This is a genomic window from Schaalia cardiffensis F0333 (assembly GCF_005886435.1).
GTDB classification, from domain to species: domain Bacteria; phylum Actinomycetota; class Actinomycetes; order Actinomycetales; family Actinomycetaceae; genus Pauljensenia; species Pauljensenia cardiffensis.
Genome location: NZ_CP040505.1, coordinates 1,146,955 through 1,169,210, shown reverse-complemented (window position 1 = coordinate 1,169,210; position 22,256 = coordinate 1,146,955). Strand labels below are relative to the sequence as shown.

The window sequence follows — 22,256 nt, the reverse complement described above, 5'->3', positions numbered from 1 at the left end:
CGATTTTCACGCCTCACACTCCTTCGAGGAAACGTTGGGACGACACCCCGCAGGTTCGCAGCATGACATCCGTCCACGCGTTGAGGTGTTCGCCGAGGGCGCAGGTAACGGCCGTCCACGAGGCCCGCATTTCAACATTCATTGTGGAGCCACGCAAAACGAGGCCCCCATAGGATTCGGAGATTTCCCGGGTGACTGTACCGCTGAGGTCGTGGTACTCGGCCCCGGCCTCAGTGAGGCATTCGTCCGTCCATGCCCACAGGGCTTCTGCAAGGAGAGGATCTGCGCTCATTTCAGGGTCGATATGGCTGCGGAATTGGGCAACGAGACGCAAAGTGCCATTCCAACCGGGACTGCCGTCGGGGTCGTAGAGGATCACGAGACGGCCAGTGGCCAAGGGTTCGTCGAATTCTTCATCGAGAGTTCGCATGACGATCGCAGCCGTGTAAGGTGCGAGCCTGGAGGGGCCGGGAGCCTCTGCGAGAACGACTTTGGGGTGGCGGGGTGCTTCGCGCAGGCTGAGCAGAGCCTGAACGAAGTCATCGGGCAGTGCGTGCTCGTCCACCGCCTCAGATTACGATTCTTAGGCTCTCAGCCTCCTCCGGCGCGCCGCCCCTGGCACAGATGAGCTGTGAATCGGCGCTCACAAGCGGCCGGGGGTGCTTGTGGCCATAAGCAAGCGGGGGCAGGAGTCTCCTACCCGGGTGGGCGTGCGTCACCCTTTCCAGTAATTGGCGGTGTTCGTGCCATCGATACCTGCCAGGGTGTGCGTCACGGTGTCGAAGGTTGTGTTAAGGCTGTAGAGGGCTTCCTGCCTGAGCGTGAGTGCGTGTCACCACACATTCGCTAAGACTTGTTGTACCTCATCGTTTCACCCCAGAAACGAGCGTGCATCACGGCAGCTGTGGAAAGGTTCGCTTCTGATCGCTCTTTGAGTTCCAGCAAGCTCGTCTTCGAAGGTGAAAACCTTGTGCTCGCTCGAAGCGCAGGCGGAACTGCCCAAGAGTTTCGGTCGGCGCGAAAACCGCGGAATCTTGCACTTTTCACCCGCTTGTGACACGGGTAACTCGCTCTCAATTTCGCCTTTTCCTCAAATGCCTGTTAGTGTTTTCCCTGTTCGCAACGAGCCCTTCGGGGAGCGGAGCGAGACGCGGATGTGGCTCAGTTGGTAGAGCATCACCTTGCCAAGGTGAGGGTCGCGGGTTCGAGTCCCGTCATCCGCTCGGGCGATTGGCGCAGCGGGAGCGCGCTTCCCTGACACGGAAGAGGTCACTGGTTCGATCCCAGTATCGCCCACTGTCGTTCCGGTTCCTTCGGACTCGACGAGGTATTTCCACAGATCGCATAACGATCAGTCGCGGATGTGGCTCAGTTGGTAGAGCATCACCTTGCCAAGGTGAGGGTCGCGGGTTCGAGTCCAGTCATCCGCTCGTTGAATCCGGACTCCCACGCGGTTCCGGTGAGAACATGGTGGGTTGGCCGAGAGGCGAGGCAGCGGCCTGCAAAGCCGTATACACGGGTTCGAATCCCGTACCCACCTCGGGCGATTGGCGCAGGGGTAGCGCGCTTCCTTCACACGGAAGAGGTCACTGGTTCGATCCCAGTATCGCCCACCAGAGAAAACCCGGAGCCATCGGTTCCGGGTTTTTCTCTCATTTTGATTCATCGCTGCCGATCCTCGGGCTGGATCAGGCTCAGGCCCCATATCCTTAGCTGGGGCGCTCAATCGGCTGTCCTCTCATCAATCAAGGTGGTGTCATGCCCTCGAACGCTTCAACAGCGCTCCTGCCCGTCATTCTTGGAGGAGACTTCGGCGTCTACGGGATCGGCCGCTCTTTCAACGAGGCTTTCGGCTGCCGGTGCCTGTGCGTGTCGAACTCGCCGGCTGTGGCCATTACCCGCTCGAACTTCTTCGATGTCCACCACATCCCATCCGGGATCTCAGATGCCGATCTGCTCGCTACGCTCCTCGCCATTGCCCAAGCGAACGAGGGCCAAGAGCTGGTGCTCATGGCGAATCATGATCTGCACTCGAGTTTCATCGCACGAAACTTCGACGCCCTCGCCCGCGTCTACGCCTTGCCCTTCCCCTTCCAGGAGATCATCGACCAGCTGACGGATAAAGCGGGGTTCGCCCGCGCCTGTGCGCAGCTGGGTATTGACACGCCCAGAAGCGTTGAAGCTGATTTCGCTCACTACGACGAGAACTGGCGCCCGCCCGAGATCCCTTTCGCCTTCCCCGTGGTCGCGAAGGCCGCGAAGGGCGAGCCCTATGATCGCCTCCACTTCGAAGGAAAACGCAAGATCTGGTTCATCGAGTCCGCTGAGCAGCTCGAAGAACTGTGGGAGATGCTCGCCCGGGCAGGCTTTGACGACGTCTTCCTCGTCCAAGAACTCATCCCCGGGGACAATACGGCGATGCGTTCCATCACCGCCTACGTGGATTCACACGGGGAGGTGACCCTCATCGGTTCGGCGCGCGTCCTCCTCGAAGATCACGCCCCAACAATGATCGGCAACCCCGTCGCGATGATCACGGAGGATTTCCCAGCGCTGTGGGACGCGGCTGAACGCCTCCTCACCTCCTCCGGCTACCGTGGTTTTGCGAATTTCGACGTGAAGATTGACCCTCGTGATGGGCGGGCGGTCTTCTTCGAAGTCAACCCGCGCATCGGGCGCAACAACTGGTACATGAGCGCCGCCGGACTCAACCCGATGACAGTCATGGTCGCCGACCTCGTTGAGCACCGCCGGGTCGAACCAGGGAGGATCAGCCGTGAGATTCTCTACTCGATGGTCCCAGACTCCCTGCTCCTCAAGTACATTCGGGAGGACTCGCTGCGCGCCCATGTGAAGGGACTCATCCGTTCGGGGCTCCGCTTCGATCCTCTCCTCAATCCCGTGGAGAAGGACCTTCGGCGAAATCTCACGATTCGCCTGCAAAAACTCAACCATCATCGAAAATTCGCCCGCTACTACCCCGAGGCGACCGATCGGTCGTTCTGAAAGGATCCAGTATGCCCACGACGCAGATTCGAGAACTCTCGGCCGAGGACATGAGGCGCGCAGCCTCAGGAATCGGGGGTCTGCCCGTTGAGCAGTCCGAACACTGGGAGGCATTCGCCACTACTCAAGGTCACAGCCTGTGGGGCCTACTCGGCTGGTACGAGGGCGAGAAGTGCCTCGCCGTCATCGCCCTCTACGAGCACCGCCTGCGCTCCTGGCGATACCTGTGGGCGAAGAACGGTCCGGTGTGGATCAAGGAGGCGACACCGGATCGCGAGGCGGCATTTCGCCGCGATCTTGTCGAATGGGTCCGTAAAAAGGACCGGGGCATCGTTTTCGTGCGCCTGCACGCGTGGTATAGCGCCCCCGAACTCGAAGACGTCCTCCAGACGATCACCTACGACCGGACGGTCATCATCGACTGCGCCAAGGGCGAGCGTGAAGCGGTCCTCGCTTCAATGCCCAATGACGGCAAGCGCTCTGTGCGCCGAGCAGTGAAGAAGTGTGAAGCTGCGGGAGTACACATCGTGGAGGAGACCGACAAGGCTCGCGACGATTTCTCCGAATACTATCGGGTCATGGTGGAGACCGCCGAGCGCGACGGTTTCCGTCCGCACGCGAGCGAAGTCTACTCGGATTTGCTCTCCACCCTCGGTGAGGAGCACGCCAGATTGTTCGTCGCGCGCGACGGCGAGGGCGAGCTTTTGTGCTGGGATCTCGTCTTGCTCAACGGCAAGAAAGCACAGGCGGAATACGGTGCTTCAACGGCTCGTTCGCGCCAGATGGGCGCCCCCGTGCTCCTCGACTTCGAACTCGCGGTCCTCCTCGGAGCCGAAGGCTACACGGGGCTCGACCTTCGCGGCGCCCACTCGGTTCGCGTCCCCGAACTCTTCACCGTCGGAAAGTACAAGCGCAGTTTCGCCCAATCCTTCACCGATGTCGCAGGAGCTTGGGATTTGCCGGTCTCGACTGGGCAGTACCAGCTGGTGCGCACCCTCATGGGAGTCAAGCGCACGCTGACAAAGCCCTCCTCCTCTCGCTAAGCCCCATCCGACCCTTGCCCGGTGACTTTTACTCGGGCAAGGGGAGGGGGCAGACTCTGAGTGCCCGCCCACACGTCTTCGGATCGACTGTGGGTTCCTGACGAGCCGAACATCCCCGTTGAGCCCGCCCACACGCCTTCGAATCGACTCTTGTCGGTGCGCAAGGCTGGGTGGACTCGGAGAAGGGGGAGTCGAACGAGTAGACTTTCGGGAGCCTGGAATCACCAACCATAAGGAGGACCTCGTGCCCGAGATCGAGCTCGTCATCGACGGAGTGAAACAGAGCGTTGCGACTGGCACCACGGGCACGACCTGGTATGAGAACCGCAAGGACGTCGTCGCGATCATGGTCGACGGCACCCCCACCGACCTCGACTCCACGTTCCAGGCCGATTGCGAGGTCACGGCGATCACCCTCGACTCCCCGGAGGGACTCGACATTCTCCGCCACAGCACAACCCACGTGCTCGCTCAGGCCGTTCAGGACATGTTCCCCGATGTGAACCTCGGAATCGGGCCCTTCATCACCGACGGCTTCTACTACGACTTCGGCAATATTGACGCGGTCACCCCCGAGCTCTTGCGTGAACTCGAAAAGCGCATGAAGCGCATCGTGAAAGAGGGGCAGCGTTTTAGGCGCCGCACCATCACCGAGGAGGAGGCGCGCGTCGAACTCGCCGAGCAGCCCTACAAGCTTGAACTCGTCACCACCAAAGGCAAAGGCGCTGAAGGAGCGAATGTTGAGGTCGGCGCAGGCGGGCTGACCATGTACGACAATGTGCGCCGCGACGGAAGCGTCGCATGGAAAGACCTGTGCCGAGGCCCGCACCTGCCCTCCACGAGACTCATCGGCAATGGTTTCGCCCTGACGAAGTCCTCTTCCGCCTACTGGAAGGGCGACCAGTCCGGCGATTCCCTCCAACGCATCTACGGAACCGCCTGGGCGTCGAAGGACGACCTCAAGGCCTACCAGGACCGCATGGCTGAAGCCGCCAAACGCGACCACCGCAAACTCGGAACAGAGCTCGACCTCTTCTCCTTCCCCGAGGAGATCGGCCCCGGCCTCGTCGTCTTCCATCCGAAGGGCGCGATGCTGCGCCACGAGATCGAGAAGTACGTGATCGATCGCCACATGGAGTTCGGCTTCGACTTCGTGCACACCCCCGAAATCTCCAAGGGCGGGCTCTTCCACACCTCCGGTCACTTGCCCTACTACGCGGACACGATGTTCCCCCCGATGAACGTCGATGAGGAGCGCGACGAGGAGGGGAACATCACGAAGGCCGGCCAGGAGTACTACCTCAAGGCCATGAACTGCCCGATGCACAACCTCATCTTCCGTTCACGAGGACGCTCCTACCGTGAACTGCCCGTCCGATTCTTCGAAATGGGTCACGACTACCGCTACGAGAAGTCCGGTGTCGTCCACGGTCTGACCCGCATGCGCGGATTCACTCAGGACGATTCGCACACCTATTGCACCCCTGAACAGGCGGGCGAGGAGATCCGCAAGCAGATCGACTTCTTCTTGTCGATCCTCAAGGCCTTCGGCTTGGACGACTTCTACCTCGAACTCTCCACTCGCGATACCGAGGGTGCCCACAAGGACAAGTTCATTGGCTCTGACGAGGACTGGGAGAGCGCGACCAAAGCCCTCTGTGATGCCTGCGAAGCTTCCGGACTTCAGACCGTCCCCGATCCGGGCGGCGCCGCCTTCTACGGACCGAAGGTGTCCGTCCAGGTGAAGGACGCGATTGGGCGCACCTGGCAGATGTCGACCATCCAGTACGACTTCAACCAGCCCGAACGTTTCGACCTCGAGTACACGGCCGCCGATGGCACCCACCAGCGTCCCATCATGATCCACTCCGCCAAGCTCGGCTCTGTTGAGCGTTTCATCGGCGTACTCACCGAACACTACGCGGGCGCATTCCCGGCCTGGCTTAGTGCGGTCCAAGTCAAGATCGTCCCGGTTGCCGATGCTTTCGACGACTACTGCTTTGAGCTCGCCTCGAAGTTGCGCGCCCGAGGGGTCCGCGTCGAGGTCGACCATTCGGACGACCGCTTCGGCAAGAAGATCCGCAACGCCACGAAGGAGAAGGTCCCCTTCATTCTCATCGCCGGTGGCGAGGACGTCGAAGCTGGAGCTGTTTCTTTCCGCTTCCGCGACGGCTCCCAGGACAATGGCGTACCCGTCGAGGAGGCCGTGGAACGCATCCACCGCCACATCGCGAGCCGAAACAATGCTGATCTGTTCGAGACCGGGGCCTGAGATGTCCCTCGAAGAGCCCCTCCCGACTGAGGACGCCCGCACTCTTGCGGGCGTGCCTGACGGATTTAATCGCTTCTGGACGCCCTATCGGATGGCGTACATCCATGGGGAGGGCAAACCCAGCGATTCGAGTGACGTTGAATGCCCCTTTTGCGCTGCACCCGCAAAATCGGACGAGGAGGGACTCATCGTCTATCGGGGTCAAAGCTGCTTCGTCATCATGAACCTCTTCCCCTACAACTCGGGCCACCTTCTTGTCTGCCCCTACCGTCACGTCTCCTACTACACGGACTTGAACGAGGAAGAGCGCATCGAGTTCGGTGAGCTCACCGCGCAGGCGATGCTCGTCGAGAAGGAAACGGCTCAGCCTCAAGGTTTCAATATCGGCATGAATCAGGGCGAGGTCGCTGGCGCTGGTATCGCCGCTCACCTTCACCAGCACATCGTGCCCCGCTGGCTTGGGGACGCGAATTTCCTTCCGATCATTGCGAGGACGAAAGCCGTTCCTGAGCTCCTCGAGGATGCACGCTCGCGCCTGGCTGCGGCCTGGCCGAAGGAGAAGTGATGCTCGGCAACCACGGGCGCTCCATTACCCGAAGGGTCTTCACACCGCTTGCGCGTCTCCTCGCCAAAGCGGGGATCACTCCAAATCAGGTGACGGTCACGGGAACACTGCTTTCAGTGGGGATCGCCGTATCCACTTTGCCTTTCGGGTACGTCTGGCAGGGGGCCCTCGCCCTCGCCCTCGTGCTTTTCGCAGATTCTGTGGACGGCACTTTGGCCAGGATGACGAACGGCGGAACACGATTCGGAGCCTTCCTGGACTCGACTCTTGACCGCATCGCAGATGGTGCTGTTTTCGCTTCGCTCACGGCCTGGGCGGTTTTCTCTTTTCCCGAAGGACTCCCACGCACTCTTGCGATCGGATTCGGGCTTGCAGCGATTATCGGCGCGGGGACGGTTCCCTACGCGAGGGCGCGCGCCGAGTCCATTGGGGTCGAAGCGAAACTGGGGATCGCAGAAAGGACCGATCGCCTCCTTATCGCAATCCTTAGCGCCGTATTCACCGACTTTGGATGGGGTGCGTGGTGGCTCGTCATCGGTCTTGGATGGGTTGCCTTCGCTTCTTTCATCACAGTCATCCAAAGGATCGTCTTCACCGCGAAGACCGTGAAGGAGGAGACTCAGGCGTGACGTGGGGGTATGACCTCTCGCCCCGAGGAGGACGAATGAAAGACCAAGGACCGATCCCAAACGGCCTAAACGGAGGCGGAGGGGATCACGCTTTCCCGCACTCCGCTGTGCCCAGCGGACCAGGCGTGCCCTTTCAGCGCCCGGACTTAGCTGTCCACCCCGGCTTTGCTTACACCAGGCAGGCGCCCACGGCTCCGGCCCCCGCATGGGCGCTTCCTCGTGTGCCTTCACCTGCCATTCCGGTTTTCGAACTCGTCTTGGGCATTATCGGTTTGTTCTGTGTGGAACTCTCCGTGATCGGTTATGTCCTCTTGTCCAATGTGCTCACCGTCGGGCTCGTCGCATTCCTCGCAATCGGTCCCCTCGTCGCGGTCCTTACCCTTTTCATCTACCTCGACCGATGGGAGAGAGAACCCCCGCAGACCCTTTTCGCCACCTTCATGTGGGGAGCGGGAGTCGCGATCATTGGCGCCTCCTTTGCCAATTCCCTCGCCTATGTCGGCGCGAGCCTTCGACTCCAGGATGAATACGGTGCGATGGCCTTCACTGCGGTCACAGTGGCACCCGTCGTTGAGGAGACCATGAAGGGGCTGGGCGTGCTCCTCGTGGTGTATTGGCGTCGCAATGAAATCAACTCCATCGTTGATGGCATCGTCTACGCGGGGGTCATTGGAGCGGGCTTCGCATTCATTGAGAATATGCAGTACTTTATCGAGGCTTCGCAAGAGTCGGCTGCGATGCTCACACTCACTGTCATCATGCGCGGGGTCTTCAGTCCTTTCATTCATCCGATGGCGACTTCCCTGAGCGGCTTTGCACTTGCGTGGGCGGTCGTGCGAGCGAAGAACCCAGGCGCACGCATCATGGTTCCGGTTCTTGGCTGGCTTGGCGCTATCCTCGTCCACTCCCTGTGGAATCTGCTCGGCACGATCGGCAATGAGACCTGGCTGGCGGGTTATTTGCTCATTGAAGTTCCGCTCTTCGTCGCGTGGATGTCCGCCCTCCTCGTCATTTCCTCTCGTGATGCCTTGCGGATTCGCAGAGGTCTTGCCCCTTATGTTGTGGCCGGCTGGGTCCTTCCCGCTGAAGCGGAGTTGGCGTCCTCTTCGAACGCCAGACGTTTCGCGAAGCGCTGGATTGGTAAAGAACGCAAACGCATTATGAATGCCTTCCTGGTCGAGCTCTCTCTCCTTGGTCTCGATCAGGATCTTCAGATGAGGGTCGGTCCGCATCCTTTGCGTGTTCTGCGTGATCAGGAGGTTTTGCGTTCCATGACGGCCCATCGCCAGCAGATCCTTTCCGCCCCGCATTTCCACCACGGACTGCGATGAGCGCTCTGGGTGACGAATGGCCTGTGGATTCCGAGGGATATCCTCATCGCGAGGCCGCCAGGGTGGTCCTTTTCGATGAGGAGGATCGTCTGCTCCTCGCCCGAGGCCACGACCGGGACGAGCCTGAGCGGAGCTGGTGGTTCACGATCGGCGGTGGAATCATGGCGGGGGAGAGCACCCGTGAGGCTGCGGTTCGTGAACTCTTCGAAGAGACTGGCATCAGGCTGGAGGAGAATGAGCTCCTCGGCCCTGTCGCCTATCGGAGTGCCGAATTCGACTTCCTTGCGGTGACTGCCCGCCAGGACGAGTGGTTCTTCATCGCTCGGACCCGAAAGAGCCTCGTCCTCGTCAATGACGGGTGGACGGAACTGGAACGTGACGTCATTGATGAGCAGCGCTGGTGGGGGCTTGATGAGATCGACGCTGAGGAATGCGAGATCTACCCCAGGCGCCTCACCGAGTTCGCGAGGGAGTGGCTCGCAGGCTGGGATGGGGTGGTGAAGCGGATCATTGAGGTGGGCGCTCCTAGCCGTTCAAACCGAGAAGAATCCGCGCAGGACAGGGACGAAACCACGGAATCCTAAGCCGTCAAGCGCAAGAGTCGAAACTCCATCCTCTATCTGGATCGCTGTCGCGCAGGCGGGTGCGCCTAAGCCTCAGCGGGCGAATACCTCCGGGCGAATACTCGCCTGGGCCCAGCAGGGGCTCAGGGGACCTCGAAACCGAAACGGGACCGGCAGCGTTTCAGGACAATCCGAGTGGCCCAATGAGGACATCGAGGCGACGAATATTCAGGGAATACTCCATCGCCTCTTGGACTGAGGGCTTCGCGCAAAAAGCGATCCCCAAGCCCGCAGTCTTCATCATTGGCACATCGTTCGCACCATCGCCAATCGCGACGCTTCGGGACAGGTCGATCCCATGATCCTCAGCCCATCGGCTCAGGGCCTGGAACTTCGACTCGGCGGTGACGATATCACCCAGCACCCGACCGGTCAGGCGCCCGCCTTCGACTTCGAGGCGATTCGCGAGGAAATGGTCGATTCCCAAACGTTCACACAGGGGAGCGACAACCTCCTCGAAGCCCCCGGAGACGACACCGAAGAAACCGCCCTTCGAATGAAGAGCATCGATGAGCGCTTGGGCACCCGGAGTCGGGTGGACCTGAGCGAGAACCTCGCCGAAGACTGACTCGGGCACACCCTTCAAGGTTGCGACGCGCTGGCGAAGGGACTGCGCGAAGTCGATCTCCCCGTTCATCGCCCGGGCGGTCACCTCGGCGACGAGTTCGCGGGTGCCGGCGCGTTCGGCGAGTTCTTCAATGACTTCTTCCGCGATGAGGGTCGAATCAACATCCGTGACGATGAGGAGGGGATGAGGGGACGAAGAGGTCCTCCCGAACGATTCGGCGTTCGGGAGGACCTCAGTGTTCAGGTGATTCAACGGGTGATGACCATGCCCTTCGGGACGATCGTGATGCCCGAATCGGTGACGGTGAATCCGCGCTGACGATCATGCTCGAGGTCGAGACCGACGGTCGCACCCTCCTCCAAGACGACGTTCTTGTCGAGAATCGCCTTCGAGACGACCGAGTGGCGGCCGATCCGGCATCCGTGCATGACGACGGAGTCCGTGACCTGCGCCCAGGAGTGGACGTAGCAGTTCGGCGAAACGATCGAATGGTAGACCTCGCCGCCGGAGATGATGACCCCGGGCGAGACGAAGGAGTCGACCGCATGACCCATCCGCGAATGCTCCTCACCGTAGACGAACTTCGCGGGCGGCAGGGCGCCGTCGATCATCGTCATCGTCGGCCACGTGCGGTTGTACAGGTTGAATACCGGGTGGACGGAGATGAGGTCCATGTTCGCGTCGTAGTAAGCGTCGAGGGTACCGACATCTCGCCAGTAGTTGCGGTCGCGATCGGTCGAGCCTGGAACGTCATTGTCTTTGAAGTCGTAGACGCCGCATTCTCCTCGTTCGACGAACCAGGGGATGATGTTGCCGCCCATGTCGTGCTTCGAATCGGGATTGTGCCCGTCGGCGCGCAGGGCCTCGACAAGATCCTTCGTCGTGAAAACGTAGTTGCCCATGGAGGCAAGGACCTTCGTCGGATCGTCTGGCAGGCCCTGGGGGTTCTGGGGCTTTTCGAGGAACTCCTTGATGACCCCATCTTTGGAGTCGATGACACCCAGGGCGGGGGCCAGTTCGATCGGCTGACGGATTCCCGCGACCGTTGCGGGCAGTCCGGAGGCGATGTGGGCGTCCACCATTTGGGAAAAATCCATGCGGTAGATATTGTCCGCACCGATGATGACGATGTAATCGGGCTTCTCGTCATCCACGATGTTCAAGGACTGGTAGATCGCATCGGCGCTGCCGAGGTACCAGTGCGGCCCGCGGCGCTGCTGGGCGGGCACTGGCGCGATGAAATCGCCCAAGAGCGGGGAGGTGTACCAGGTCTTCGTGACGTGGCGATCCAGAGAATGGGACTTGTACTGGGTGAGGACGACGATCTTGAGATACCCGGAGTTCACAATATTCGACAAAGCGAAATCGATGAGCCGGTAGTGGCCGCCGAAGGGGACTGCGGGCTTGGCACGATCATCGGTGAGGGGCATCAGGCGCTTGCCTTCGCCGCCAGCGAGAACGATAGCGAGGACGTTGTATTTGGCCATGGTCCAAGATTACGGGCGCACAGGCGAATCTCGCAGGTGTTCGACCCGAGCAACCCGTGAGCGCCGTCACGACGCGCTATGCTCGACGTGATGGCCGCCGCCTTGAAAGGACCCTAATCATGCGCGTTGATCTGCTCACTCGCGAGTATCCGCCCTTCGTCTACGGAGGAGCTGGCGTTCACGTCCTCGAACTAGCGAAGGTGCTTCGTCCTCGTATTGAGGACCTTCGCGTCCAGGCTTTCGACGGCCCTCGCGAGCCGGGGACCGAAGGCGCAGACCCGGGGGTGACTGGACATGCGCCCCTTGCAGAACTCGAAGGCGCAAATGCTGCCTTGAAGACTCTGGGCGTGGACCTTTCGATTGCTGCAGCCTGCGAGGGCACGGACCTCGTCCACTCGCACACCTGGTACGCGAACTTCGCCGGACACCTCGCCTCGCTGCTACACGGCGTCCCCCACGTCATCTCCGCACACTCCCTCGAACCCCTGCGCCCCTGGAAAGCCGAACAGCTCGGCGGCGGTTACCGCGTTTCCTCGTACGTGGAGAAGACCGCTTACGAGGCCGCAGCCGCGATTGTCGCCGTCTCCAATGGCATGCGCGATGACATTTTGCGCTGCTACCCGAAGGTCGACCCCGCGAAGGTCCGAGTCATCCACAACGGCATTGACCTGGCGAAATGGAAGGCCCCCGAAGGGGAAGAAGGACGTGAACTCAAGGCGCGCATCCTGGCTGAACACGGCATTGACCCGAGTCGGCGCACCGTCGTCTTCGTTGGGCGCATCACCCGTCAAAAGGGCCTGCCCCATTTCCTACGGGCGGCCCGCCTGCTCCCCGAGGACGTCCAGATCGTTTTGTGTGCGGGAGCGCCCGACACGCCGGAGATCGCCGCTGAAGTTGACGGGCTCGTCAATGAGCTCAAGGAGACTCGCTCCGGGGTTGTTCTCATCTCCGAGATGCTGCCCCAGCCCGAGGTGGCGGCGATCCTCGATAGTGCGAATGTGTTCATCACCCCCTCCGTGTACGAGCCCCTCGGCATCGTCAACCTCGAAGCAATGGCCCTCGGCCTGCCCGTCGTCGGCACTGCCACAGGCGGCATCCCCGATGTCATCGTTGACGGACAGACCGGCTATCTCGTCCCGATCGAGCAAATGACCGATGGGACGGGCACGCCTCTCGACCCCGAGCGCTTCGAACATGACATGGCTGAACGTCTCATTGCCGTCCTTGATGATGAGGCTCTCGCCAAGCGCATGGGGGAGGCCGGACTCGCGAGGGCCCGCGATTCCTTCTCCTGGGATGCGATCGGCGCAAAGACCGCCGCCTTGTACTCTGAACTGGTCTGACTCCTCGGGACGGGGTGAGGTAGCGCGGGTAGGCTAAGGGCATGGATTCTGTGCTCGAACTCGTCAACGCCGAACTCGTGAAGAGCGCTACGACCCTCCTGGATCGTGTCTGCTGGAAGACCGAAACGGGGCAGCACTGGGTCGTGCTCGGCCCGAACGGCGCGGGCAAAACCTCGCTCGTGCGCGCGGCCTCCGGCAGGCTCTCCTTGAACAGAGGAAACGCCACCCTGGATTCTCAGGATCTCAAGGGGATTGACCCTGCAGAATTGGCGACCCGGGTGGCGCTCGTCTCGAAGTCCTCCGCGCCTTCGATCCGTGGCGGCCAGAGGGTCCTCGACCTTGTGCGCACCGCCGCCTGGGGGATCAGCGTCCACCGGGGGGAGGAATACGAGGCCGAGGACGAGGCGCGCTGCCAGGATCTGCTCGAGGTCTTCGGGATCTCCCATCTGGCCCAGCGCGAGTTCCGCACCCTGTCGGAGGGGGAGGCTCAACGGGTTCTCCTTGCGCGTTCGTTGATGTCGGACCCCGAGGTCCTCATCCTCGACGAGCCCGGCGCAGGCCTCGACCTCGGGGCCCGAGAACTACTCCTGTCTGCTCTTGAGGAGATCATGAGCGGTACGCGCGCGCCCCAGGTCGTGCTCGTCACCCACCAGATGGAAGACATTCCCGCGGGGATCACCCACGCCGCGATCATGGCGAAGGGACGTATTATCGCCCAGGGACCCATTGACGAGACGCTCACGGGCGTCAATCTTTCCCATGCCTACGAGCTGCCACTGAGCGCCGGTTGTGACGCGGGCCGCTGGTGGGCGCGTGGCCTGAAGCGAAGCTGAAGGAAGTGATCATGTCTCTCGCTGTGTGGTGGTTGATCGGAGCCCTGCTCCTCGGATTGGTTGAGCTGGCGACCGTCGATCTGACTTTCCTCATGCTCGCCATTGGTGCGCTCGGAGCGTCAGCCGCAACCTGGGCGGGCGCCGAGCCTCTCATGTCAACCGGTGTTTTCGTTGTCATGTCCTCCCTGCTCCTCTTCACGCTTCGCCCCTGGATCAAGACTCGCCTCGACAAATCGACTCCGAACGTGAAGACGAACGCGGCAGGCTTAGTTGGCGAGGAAGTCAGGGTCCTCGAGGCCGTGGACGCCAATGGTGGCAGGGTCCGCCTTCAAGGTGAAGTCTGGTCCGCCACCTGCTCCGAGCCCCTCGGTGTGGGAGCGAAAGCACGAGTTGTAAGGATTGACGGCGCGACCGCGGTCATCGAGCCACTTTTCCTCTGAACACCCCTGACCGCAGTGAAAGGATTCTTATGAGTTTCTTCTTGTCCGCGGGGAGCATCATCGGGCTGCTCCTCATTGTCTTAGTCGTCGTCGCTCTTGTACGGGCAATCCAGATCGTCCCCCAGCCCAGAGCCCTCGTCGTTGAACGCCTCGGAAAGTTCCACAGCGTCATGTACGGCGGCCTGCACGTCCTCGTCCCCTTCATCGACCGCATCGCCGCGAGAGTGGACCTTCGCGAGCAGGTGACGAGCTTCCAGCCCCAGCCCGTCATCACAGCGGATAACGTTGTCGTCTCCATTGACTCGGTCATCTACTACCAGGTCACCGACCCAATGTATGCGACCTACGAGATCGCAAACTTCATCCAGGCCATCGAACAGCTCACCGTCACGACTTTGCGTAACGTCATCGGTTCCCTCGATCTGGAAGCGACGCTTACGGGCCGTGATTCGATCAACACACAGCTGCGCGGCGTCCTCGATGAGGCGACCGGCCGTTGGGGTATTCGCGTCAACCGCGTTGAGCTTAAGGCGATCGACCCGCCGCCCTCGATCCAGCACGCCATGGAACAGCAGCTTCGCGCCGAGCGCGATAAGCGCGCCGCGATCCTCACCGCGCAGGGCGTGCGCGAATCTCAGATCCTTCAGGCAGAAGGTGAGAAACAGTCCGCGATCCTGCGCGCCGAGGGCCAGGCCCAGGCCGCCATCACGCGCGCGAAGGGCGAGGCTGAGGCCATTAACACGGTCTTCACCTCCATCCACGAGGGCAAACCGACCCCGGATCTTTTGAGCTACCAGTACCTGCGGACACTGCCGGAGATCGCCAAGGGCGATGCCTCCAAGGTCTGGGTCGTGCCGACGGAACTGACCGCCGCCCTCGATGCGATCACGAAGGGCTTCAAAGGCTCGGGCGAGGATCAGAACTGATCGGAAGGCTTGGGCCTGAAGAGAATCTCCTGAAAGGGGAGCGGGAATGGACCAGCACCAGGAGCGCGTCTTGCGCGAGGTCGCCGCACGCGACATCCGCTTCATCCGCCTGTGGTTCACGGATGTTGCAGGCGTGTTGAAGTCCCTCGCGATCGACCCGGGCGAACTTGAGGATGCTTTCACCGAAGGCATTGGTTTCGACGGTTCTTCGATCGAGGGCCTCACGCGCGTCCACGAGTCCGACATGCTTCTCGTCCCCGACGCCCAGACTTTCCAACTCCTGCCGTGGAGGAACGCGAAGGAGTCGGTCGCGAGGATGTTTTGCGATGTGCACACCCCGGACGGGCAGAAAGCACATTCAGATCCTCGTGCCGTCCTCCAACGCGCCGTGGAGCGGGCCCGCGCCCTCGGCTTCACCGTCATGGTGCACCCGGAGATCGAGTTCTACCTTTTGCGTCAGCCTGTCTCCATTGACCACATGATCCCGGTCGACAACGCCGGCTACTTCGACCATGTCGCACGCGGAGATTCCAACGATTTTCGCCGACAGGCCGTCAGAATGCTCGAAGACATGGGCATCGCGGTCGAGTTCTCCCACCACGAGGGCGGCCCAGGTCAAAACGAGATCGACTTGCGTGCAGTGGACGCGGTGACGGCCGCCGATAACATCATGACGGCCCGCACCGTCATTGAAGAAGTGGCGCTGCGCGAATCCCTCGTCGCCACCTTCATGCCCAAGCCTTTTATCGACCACCCGGGTTCGGGAATGCACACGCACATCTCCCTTTTCGAGGGCGATGAGAATGCATTCTACGAGCCTTCCGGTGAATACCAGCTCTCCTTGACCGGGAAGCGTTTCATCGCCGGTCTGCTTGAGCACGCTTATGAGCTGACGGCCGTGACCAACCAGCACGTGAACTCCTACAAGCGCCTGTGGGGCGGGGCAGAGGCGCCTGCCTATGTGTGCTGGGGGCACAACAACAGTTCCGCGCTCGTCAGAGTTCCCCTGTACAAGCCGGATAAGCGCCGCGCCGCCAGGATCGAATATCGTGCGCTCGATCCTGCGGCGAACCCTTATCTTGCGCTCGCCGTCTTGATCATGGCGGGCCTCGATGGGATCGAGAAGAAGCGTGAACTCATGCCCGAAGCGGAAGGCAATGTATGGGACCTCACGGATCGTGAACGCCAGGTCCTCGGTATTCGCGCACTGCCCTCCTCCTTGTCCTCTGCGGTTCGGGGGATGCGCGAGTCGGATCTTGTCGCAGAGGCGCTCGGCGAGGAGGTCTTCGCCTACGTCGTGCGCAATAAGGAGAAGGAATGGCATGAGTACCGCCGCCAGGTGACTCCTCAGGAGATTCGGCAGTTCCTCAAGGTTTACTGATGGACAAGGTCGACTGATGGAGCTGTGCGCCAAGGATCTGCGCGGCGAGGGTTTCCTCGACCCCGCGAGAGCTGCCACACGGCTCGAAGGATTGCCCGGGACCCCTGAGATCTGGGTGCCGCTCCTGAGGAAAGTCGCAGATCCGGACTTGGCGGTCCTCCAGGCGCTGCGCCTTCACGAGGCAGCCCCCGATCTTTTGGAACGGGTGATCACCGAGGGGGGTGACCGCCTCGCCCGCCTCCTCGCTCTCTTGGGCGGCTCAGCTTGGTGGGGCGATTATCTGATCGCCGAACCCTCGCGGGCCGAAAGACTATGGGTTGAACCAGGCCAAGCCCGCCAGGCCCTCTTGAGAGCCGTCGACGCTGATCCTGCTTCCCTCTCACCCATTGCTGGCCCCACGAGGAATGGGGATGATCTTCGGCGCGCATATCGCGAAGTCCTCCTTGACCTCGTCGCAGATGACCTTGCCCGAGGCAATCCGAGTGCATATATGCCGGAAGTCGGATCGAGGCTCGCAGAGCTGGCTGATGCGGCACTCGAAGCGGCTCTCGCCCTCGCGAGGCGAGATATCGACCCTGAGTTGCGCGTCGACTTCGCCATCATCGCGATGGGCAAATGCGGGGCGCAGGAACTGAACTACATGTCCGATGTTGATGTCCTCTATGTCGTCGGAGCAAAAGACGGTGTCGAGGAGCGCGAAGCCGTTGAAATCGGCACGCGGCTCGCCGCCATGGCCGCCCAGGCCTGTTCAGGTTCTGGAGCAGAACAGCCTCTGTGGACCATTGACGCGAATCTGCGCCCCGAGGGGCGCAACGGTGCCCTCGTGCGCACCCTCGAATCCTATGAGAGCTATTGGAACAAGTGGGCGCAGTCCTGGGAGTTCCAGGCCCTCCTCAAGGCTCGCTGCGCCGCAGGGGACCTGGAACTCGGGAATAAATTCCACGCTGTGGCCGCTCAATACGTGTGGACTGCGGCGGGGCGCCCCGGATTCGTTGAGAATGCCCGGGCGATGCGCCGACGTGTCGAGGAGAACATTCCCAGGCGCGAGGTTGATCGGGATCTGAAACTTGGCCGGGGAGGACTTCGTGACGTCGAGTTCACTGTCCAACTTCTCCAGCTCGTTCACGGCAGGAGTGATGAGTCACTTCGGGTCCGCTCAACCATTGACGCCCTTGAGGCGCTGCGTGCGGGAGGCTACATCGCCCGCAAAGATGCTGATGAACTCGAAGAATGCTACCGATTCCTCAGGAGCGTTGAGCATCGCGCACAGATCGCGAAGATGCACCGCACGCATCTCATTCCCGCTTCCACACACGAAGTCCGCGTCATTGGACGCTCCCTCGACCTTGACGCTTTCTTCGATACCGAGGCGTTCATCTCCCAACTGGAGCGGGTGCGAACGCGGGTTCGTGAACTTCACGAGGAGGTTTTCTACCGGCCGATCATTCAGGCGACCGCAGGATTGTCCCCCGATGTTGCCGCGCTCGACGAGGAGGGGGCGCGTGCCAGACTCGAAGCGATCGGATACATCGACCCGAATGGGGCTTTCTCGCATATTTCAGCCCTGACGAGGGGAACGAGCAGGCGCGCCATGATTCAACGCCATCTGCTGCCGGTCTTCATCTCCTGGCTCGCCGATGGCGCGGACCCCGACCTTGGTCTTTTAAGTTTCAGAGCTTTGTCCGAGCAGATCGGAGATTCGCACTGGTATCTTGCGCTTTTGCGCGACTCCGGTGTCGCGGCCTCCAGGCTGTGCCAGATGCTCCCGAACTCCAAGTGGGTTGCCGAGGCTCTTTCCAATCGGCCCGAGGCGATCGCGTGGCTCGATTCGGATCGGGAGCTTGAAGCGCCCGATCCTCAGGCTCTCAAAGGCGAGGCCGCCTCTCTCATTGATCGGCATGCGAATCCTGAAGATGCGGCCTCACGAGTGAGGGCGGTCCGCTCGCGGGAACTCCTTCGAGCAGCAATGTCTGATCTGCACAGCGCGATCAGCCCCAGAAGGCCCGCGATCTCAGATGCGACGGATGCTGCGCTCCTGGGAGCCCTCGCCATTGCTTCTCGTGAAGATGAGGAGCGCCACGGCAGGGTTCGCGCTGAAGTGGGACTCATCGCCATGGGTCGATACGGGGGCCGAGAGTCCTCCTACGCTTCAGATGCTGATGTGATCGCCTGCCACCGGAGCGCAGGGGAGGCGAGTGAGGCGGAAGCGGCTGAATCGGCGACCGCAATCGTTAACCGGGTGAAAGCCCTGCTCGGATCGGTCACCACACAAATGAGCATCAGCGTCGATTTTGGACTTCGCCCCGAGGGGCGCTCGGGCCCCATGACTCGCACCCCCCACTCCTACGCCGACTACTACGGCAAGTGGGCCTCAACCTGGGAACGACAAGCACTCCTGCGGGCCCGCCCGATCGCGGGGCCAGAGCCCCTCCTCGAAGAGATGATGGTACTGATCGACTCGATTCGATACGGGAGCCCGGTGACGAAGGAAGAACTCAAAGAGATTCGACTCCTCAAGGCCCGAATGGAATCCGAGCGTCTTCCACGAGGCGCGGAGCCTGAGCGTCATGTCAAACTCGGACGGGGAGGGCTCAGCGATGTCGAGTGGGTCGTCCAGCTCCTCCAACTCAGATACGGACCCGAATGCCCTGTGATGAGGACGACTTCAACCCTCGATGCGCTCAGAGCCTTGCGCGAGAGCGGAAGAATCTCCTTCGAGGACGCCTCCACCCTTGAGGACGCGTGGTCTTTAGCATCGAGGATTCGTGCGGGCAATGTTTTAACGAGCGGGCGCATGTCGGGGGTCAAACTCGACATACTGCCCCGTGATCTGCGCGATCTGAAGTCTCTTGCCCGTGCCCTGGGCTATCGGGCGGGGCACGAGGGGGACGTGGAAGAGGATTGGATGCGCTGTGCGAGAAGAGCCCGAAAGGTCATGGATCGTCTGTTCTGGGAATAGTGGGAGTATTGGCGCTGCTTATGCACTTGTGGGCATCGCGTAGGGGAGCCTGAGCTTCGCATCAGGCGCAAGGCTCATGGATTTGGGAATAAGGAGAGAAGGGGCAATGAAGATCGTCCTCGTCAGGCACGGACAGACCGCGGCGAATCGGGCGCATGCCCTGGACACTGCCCGACCAGGATTGCCACTCACCGAAGAGGGCCTTTCACAAGCCGAGGCCTTGGCTCAGCGCTGGGAAGAGGAAGTGGCTGAGCCGCCAACAGCGATCGCTGTTTCCCCTTTGACGCGCACACGCCAGACGGCTGCGCCTCTGGCACGCAAATACGGTCTCCAGCCGCTCATCAGACCGGGGATTCGTGAGCTGCGTTCGGGTGATATCGAGATGAACGCCAACGCGTTTTCCGATTCCGTCTACATCGAGGGTACCGGCGCCTGGGCGTATGGCCTGAAGCACTACCGCATGGGCGGGGGAGAAAACGGTGTGGAGGCCCTCGCCCGGGCTCTCCCCGTCGTCCTTGAAGTGGCCCACATTGTCAAAGAAGAAGATCCGAGGGGAGTTGGGGTGATCGTCGCTCATGGCGCGATGCTGCGTCTCCTCGCCTCATCCCTCGCGGACAATATCGAGGGCGAACTCGTCATGACCCATTACATGGGGAATACCGGAACCGTTGTCCTGCAATGGCCCGAAGACTTGGAGGTAAAGCAGGCGGGGCAGCTGCTCGGGGCACTCACAGCCCTGACGTGGAATGATCGAAGAGTCGAAGACTGGGAATACTGAGCGGGGGAACAGCTCAGTAAGAAGAGGCTGAGAAACGGCGGAAAACCGAAGAAGAGGTCGCCTGAAAAATAGTGGCACAAGAACCGAAGCGAAACGCAAGGGCGAGTCTAGGTCGAGCGCGGGGGAGGGGCCCAGGGTAACGCGGGCAAGAGCCCGGGCCAGCGTCGCTTTTCTGTCACGAAGTGGGCTTCGTCTGCTCGCCCAGGGGAGTCACAGTGAAAGGGAAGCCCCGATACCGCATGTAATCGGACAATTCCTCCCGGTGGTTCTCACAGGCCAGCCAGGTCTTGGAATCCGACCAGGGGATCTTCGGATTTGTCCAGGTGATCTGCAAAGTCGCGGGCCGAGAACACTCCCTCGCCGCACAGATTCCATCTTCGGGGCCACGAGCCAATGCCATTCGTTTACCTCCTGCACTGATGCACTGTAGTGTTCGGCCATGAGCTTGCACACCCTCGTCCTCGTCAGACACTCCGACGCGGAACATTATGCTGCCTCCGATAGGCAACGCGATCTCACGGGCATGGGGCGGCGTCGGGCTCAACATTTGGGAGCCCTCCTTGAGACGCGGATCCAAAAAGTGGACCTCGCGCTCGTCTCAGATGCGCTCAGGGCCAGGCGTACCCTTGACAAGATCCGAGAGTATCTGCCGGTCGCTGACACCCAAATCGAATGCGCCCTCTACACAGCGGACGCTCCTGAACTCATTGACATGGCAGTGGAGTCCAACGCCCGGACCCTGCTCATCGTCGGACACGAGCCGACGATTTCTGAAACCGGCTACTTCCTTGGAGACGATTCGGCGAAGGAAGAGCTGCGCAGGGGAGTGAGGACCGCAACGGCCCTCATCATTGAGATCCCCGATGCGAGCCGTCCCCTGATTGGCGCAGAACTGAGTGTTGAAACCTTATGCGCCCCCACGCGCCTGTGAGCCCTTCGTGAAAAGGGACGGCGTTTCGAGGCAAGCGCCAAGCCTGGGCAAGGAAAAGTGCGAAGACCTCAAGGATAAAGCGCGGTGTGCTGAGGGGACAGCTGCACTGTGCTGAGGGGGCAAGGTGGCGTCCACAAGGGGTGAAGACCTTCGAGCATCGCCTAAGGAAGGCCCGGACGTCCCTTCGACTGGCACACAGAGAATCCCGGGCTTCCTCGACGAGCGTCAAAAGAAGCCCAGCCGAGCAGCCGCGTAGCGTTCAGGCACTTCCTGTGATCTTTCAAGGAAAACCTTCCACTTTTCAAGCGCTGGAAGGAGGAGGAGAGGAAGGTCCGGCTACTATGGGCAAGTATTCAATCCACCCCAAAAGGGAGCACTGATGTCGGGACACTCTAAGTGGGCGACCACCAAGCATAAGAAAGCAGCGATCGACGCCAAGCGCGGCAAACTCTTCGCACGCCTCATCAAGAACATTGAGGTCGCGGCCCGCACCGGAGGCGGCGACCCCGCAGGCAACCCGACCCTGTTCGACGCCATCCAGAAGGCGAAGAAGAACTCGGTGCCCGCCGACAACATCACGCGCGCCGTCAAACGCGGCTCGGGAGCTGAAGCCGGTGGCGCGAACTACGAGACGATCATGTACGAGGGCTACGGCCCGGGCGGCGTCGCCTTCTACGTCGAGTGCCTCACCGATAACCGCAATCGCGCGGCCTCCGATGTTCGCCTCGCCTTCACTCGCTCGGGCGGTTCCATGGCTGACCCCGGTTCGGTGGCCTTCCTCTTCTCTCGCCGCGGCATCGTCGAGGTCGCAGCGGCTGAGGGCGTTGATGAAGATTCCATTATGGAGGCGGTCCTCGAGGCTGGAGCTGAAGAAGTTGAGGACCTGGGAGGCGGCTTCGTCATCGAATCTGATCCTTCCGATGTCGTCGAGGTCCGCAAGGCCCTTCAGGCGGCGGGCATTGATTACGACTCCGCCGAAGTCCAATTCGTTGCCGCAACGGAGGTCGAGCTCGACCTTGAGGGTGCTGTGAAGGTTCAGCGCCTCGTTGACGCCCTCGAAGACTCCGATGACGTGCAGAACATCTACCACAATATGACGGTCTCGGATGAGGTCCGGGCCCAACTCGAAGAGGAGGAGTGA

General features: G+C 61.3%; 20 protein-coding genes and 5 tRNA genes. 21 read left to right on the top strand and 4 right to left on the bottom strand.

The features are described 5' to 3' along the window. Window positions 1-13: 13 nt before the first annotated feature. The gene (locus tag FFA61_RS04795) at window positions 14-565 is read right to left on the bottom strand and encodes a DUF3000 family protein (protein WP_005963982.1); all 552 of its coding nucleotides are present in this window, start codon (window positions 563-565) and stop codon (window positions 14-16) included. A gap of 585 nt (window positions 566-1,150) precedes the next feature. Here FFA61_RS04795 and FFA61_RS04790 point away from each other — a divergent pair. From FFA61_RS04790 to FFA61_RS04735, 12 genes are all read left to right on the top strand, one after another. Next, a tRNA-Gly gene (locus FFA61_RS04790) sits at window positions 1,151-1,223 on the top strand. A gap of 1 nt (window position 1,224) precedes the next feature. Further along, window positions 1,225-1,296: transfer RNA gene (locus FFA61_RS04785), tRNA-Val, on the top strand. Window positions 1,297-1,357: 61 nt separating this feature from the next. Further along, window positions 1,358-1,430, top strand: a tRNA-Gly gene (locus FFA61_RS04780). 39 nt (window positions 1,431-1,469) lie between these two features. Further along, window positions 1,470-1,540, top strand: a tRNA-Cys gene (locus FFA61_RS04775). 1 nt (window position 1,541) lies between these two features. Next, window positions 1,542-1,616: transfer RNA gene (locus FFA61_RS04770), tRNA-Val, on the top strand. Between the two features lie 142 nt (window positions 1,617-1,758). Then, window positions 1,759-3,006, top strand: coding sequence for a carboxylate--amine ligase (locus FFA61_RS04765; protein WP_005963978.1), 1,248 nt, complete (start codon window positions 1,759-1,761; stop codon window positions 3,004-3,006). Between the two features lie 11 nt (window positions 3,007-3,017). Then, window positions 3,018-4,049 (top strand): lipid II:glycine glycyltransferase FemX, encoded by a 1,032-nt coding sequence (locus FFA61_RS04760; RefSeq protein ID WP_005963976.1) that lies wholly within the window; start codon window positions 3,018-3,020, stop codon window positions 4,047-4,049. 244 nt (window positions 4,050-4,293) lie between these two features. Next, the gene (gene thrS, locus FFA61_RS04755; protein ID WP_005963971.1) at window positions 4,294-6,321 is read left to right on the top strand and encodes a threonine--tRNA ligase; all 2,028 of its coding nucleotides are present in this window, start codon (window positions 4,294-4,296) and stop codon (window positions 6,319-6,321) included. A gap of 1 nt (window position 6,322) precedes the next feature. Beyond that, on the top strand, window positions 6,323-6,886 hold the full coding sequence (locus tag FFA61_RS04750) for an HIT family protein (protein ID WP_005963968.1): 564 nt from the start codon (window positions 6,323-6,325) through the stop codon (window positions 6,884-6,886). Beyond that, a complete protein-coding gene (pgsA, locus tag FFA61_RS04745; protein WP_005963966.1) occupies window positions 6,886-7,515 on the top strand; it encodes a phosphatidylinositol phosphate synthase in 630 nt (209 codons plus the stop codon). Before FFA61_RS04750 ends, pgsA begins: the two co-directional genes overlap by 1 nt. Window positions 7,516-7,736: 221 nt before the next feature. Further along, window positions 7,737-8,846 carry a PrsW family intramembrane metalloprotease gene (locus FFA61_RS04740; protein ID WP_165544470.1) on the top strand — a complete coding sequence of 370 codons (1,110 nt, stop codon included), beginning with the start codon at window positions 7,737-7,739 and terminating at the stop codon, window positions 8,844-8,846. Beyond that, complete coding sequence (locus FFA61_RS04735; RefSeq protein ID WP_005963962.1) at window positions 8,843-9,430, top strand: NUDIX hydrolase; 588 nt, start codon at window positions 8,843-8,845, stop codon at window positions 9,428-9,430. The genes FFA61_RS04740 and FFA61_RS04735 overlap by 4 nt, the downstream gene beginning before the upstream one ends. Before the next feature lie 160 nt (window positions 9,431-9,590). Here FFA61_RS04735 and serB read toward each other — a convergent pair whose 3' ends face one another. Then, a complete protein-coding gene (gene serB / locus FFA61_RS04730) occupies window positions 9,591-10,280 on the bottom strand; it encodes a phosphoserine phosphatase SerB (protein ID WP_051057883.1) in 690 nt (229 codons plus the stop codon). Window positions 10,281-10,285: 5 nt separating this feature from the next. Further along, window positions 10,286-11,524, bottom strand: coding sequence for a glucose-1-phosphate adenylyltransferase (glgC, locus tag FFA61_RS04725; RefSeq protein ID WP_005963959.1), 1,239 nt, complete (start codon window positions 11,522-11,524; stop codon window positions 10,286-10,288). A gap of 119 nt (window positions 11,525-11,643) precedes the next feature. On the opposite strand from glgC, the gene glgA reads away from it, so the two are divergent. From glgA to FFA61_RS04690, 7 genes are all read left to right on the top strand, one after another. Further along, a complete protein-coding gene (glgA, locus tag FFA61_RS04720) occupies window positions 11,644-12,867 on the top strand; it encodes a glycogen synthase (RefSeq protein ID WP_005963956.1) in 1,224 nt (407 codons plus the stop codon). 41 nt (window positions 12,868-12,908) lie between these two features. Then, on the top strand, window positions 12,909-13,700 hold the full coding sequence (locus FFA61_RS04715) for an ABC transporter ATP-binding protein (protein WP_005963953.1): 792 nt from the start codon (window positions 12,909-12,911) through the stop codon (window positions 13,698-13,700). A gap of 11 nt (window positions 13,701-13,711) precedes the next feature. Then, window positions 13,712-14,140 (top strand): NfeD family protein, encoded by a 429-nt coding sequence (locus tag FFA61_RS04710; protein WP_005963951.1) that lies wholly within the window; start codon window positions 13,712-13,714, stop codon window positions 14,138-14,140. Window positions 14,141-14,169: 29 nt separating this feature from the next. Then, window positions 14,170-15,066 (top strand): SPFH domain-containing protein, encoded by an 897-nt coding sequence (locus FFA61_RS04705; protein WP_005963948.1) that lies wholly within the window; start codon window positions 14,170-14,172, stop codon window positions 15,064-15,066. A gap of 46 nt (window positions 15,067-15,112) precedes the next feature. Continuing rightward, window positions 15,113-16,447 carry a type I glutamate--ammonia ligase gene (glnA, locus tag FFA61_RS04700; RefSeq protein WP_005963945.1) on the top strand — a complete coding sequence of 445 codons (1,335 nt, stop codon included), beginning with the start codon at window positions 15,113-15,115 and terminating at the stop codon, window positions 16,445-16,447. A 16-nt stretch (window positions 16,448-16,463) separates the two neighbouring features. Then, window positions 16,464-19,406: a bifunctional [glutamine synthetase] adenylyltransferase/[glutamine synthetase]-adenylyl-L-tyrosine phosphorylase gene (locus FFA61_RS04695; protein ID WP_005963941.1), complete on the top strand. Its 2,943-nt coding sequence runs from the start codon at window positions 16,464-16,466 to the stop codon at window positions 19,404-19,406. Window positions 19,407-19,512: 106 nt separating this feature from the next. After that, window positions 19,513-20,184 (top strand): histidine phosphatase family protein, encoded by a 672-nt coding sequence (locus FFA61_RS04690; RefSeq protein ID WP_040314133.1) that lies wholly within the window; start codon window positions 19,513-19,515, stop codon window positions 20,182-20,184. A 175-nt stretch (window positions 20,185-20,359) separates the two neighbouring features. On the opposite strand, the gene FFA61_RS04685 is transcribed toward FFA61_RS04690, so the two are convergent. Beyond that, on the bottom strand, window positions 20,360-20,584 hold the full coding sequence (locus FFA61_RS04685) for a hypothetical protein (RefSeq protein WP_005963935.1): 225 nt from the start codon (window positions 20,582-20,584) through the stop codon (window positions 20,360-20,362). Window positions 20,585-20,623: 39 nt separating this feature from the next. Here FFA61_RS04685 and FFA61_RS04680 point away from each other — a divergent pair, with 39 nt between their 5' ends. Together FFA61_RS04680 and FFA61_RS04675 are read left to right on the top strand one after the other, a co-directional pair. Next, a complete protein-coding gene (locus tag FFA61_RS04680; RefSeq protein WP_005963932.1) occupies window positions 20,624-21,115 on the top strand; it encodes a SixA phosphatase family protein in 492 nt (163 codons plus the stop codon). A gap of 379 nt (window positions 21,116-21,494) precedes the next feature. Next, window positions 21,495-22,256, top strand: a complete 762-nt coding sequence (locus tag FFA61_RS04675) for a YebC/PmpR family DNA-binding transcriptional regulator (RefSeq protein ID WP_005963926.1) — start codon at window positions 21,495-21,497, stop codon at window positions 22,254-22,256.